The sequence below is a fragment of the Pseudomonas sp. 910_21 genome (genome assembly GCF_052850735.1).
This window is the reverse complement of record NZ_VXCY01000031.1, coordinates 1-953: the sequence shown is the minus strand read 5'-3', so window position 1 is coordinate 953 and position 953 is coordinate 1. Positions and strand designations below refer to the sequence as shown.

The window sequence follows — 953 nt, the reverse complement described above, 5'->3', positions numbered from 1 at the left end:
TTGGCTTCGATCAGGTCCAGTTGGTCCAGGGTCCAGCCGGCCTTGTCCAGGCAGCGACGGGTGGCGGAGACCGGGCCGATGCCCATGATCGCCGGGTCAACCCCGGCGTTGGCGTAGGCGGCGATTCTGGCCAGGACCGGCAGGCCCAGGGCCCGGGCCTTGCTGGCGCTCATCAGCATCACCGCGGCAGCGCCGTCGTTCAGCGCCGAGGCGTTGCCGGCGGTGACAGTGCCGTCTTTCTTGAACGCGGGCTTGAGCTTGGCCAGGGCTTGGGCGGTGGTGCCGGGGCGTGGCTGCTCGTCGGTGGCGAAGGTCAGCGGCTCGCCCTTGCGCTGGGGAATCTGGATCGGGGTGATCTCGTCGACAAAGCGCCCGGCCTCGATGGCCGCTGCGGCCTTCTGTTGGGAAGCGGCGGCGAAGGCGTCCTGGGCTTCACGGCTTATGCCGTACTTGTCCACCAGGTTCTCGGCGGTGATGCCCATGTGGTAGTCGTTGAAAGCGTCCCACAGGCCGTCGCTGATCATGGAGTCGATCATCTGGCTGTGGCCCATGCGCAGGCCGGTGCGGGCGCCGGGCAGTACGTAGTTGGACAGGCTCATGTTTTCCTGGCCACCGGCGATGATCACTTCGGCATCGCCGCAGCGAATGGCCTGGGCGCCCAGGTGCAGGGCCTTGAGGCCCGAGCCGCAGACCTTGTTCAGGGTCATGGCGGGCACGGCGTGGGGCAGACCGGCCTTGATCGCGGCCTGGCGGGCGGGGTTCTGCCCGGCGCCGGCGGTGAGCACCTGGCCCATGATCACTTCGTCGACCTGGGCCGGGTCGATGCCGGTCTGGGCCAGCAGTTGGCGGATCACGGCGGCGCCCAGGTCAACGGCGGGAATGCCCGCCAGGGAGCCCTGGAAACTGCCTACGGCGGTACGAGTGGCGGCAACGATGACGACGTCTTGCATGAT

The 953-nt window shown here is 68.4% G+C and carries 1 protein-coding gene; it reads right to left on the bottom strand.

Annotated features, from left to right (window positions below):
* A partial coding sequence (locus FW796_RS31840; RefSeq protein WP_446440702.1) for an acetyl-CoA C-acyltransferase occupies nucleotides 1-950 on the bottom strand: 950 nt, incomplete at its 3' end.
* Nucleotides 951-953: the final 3 nt, after the last annotated feature.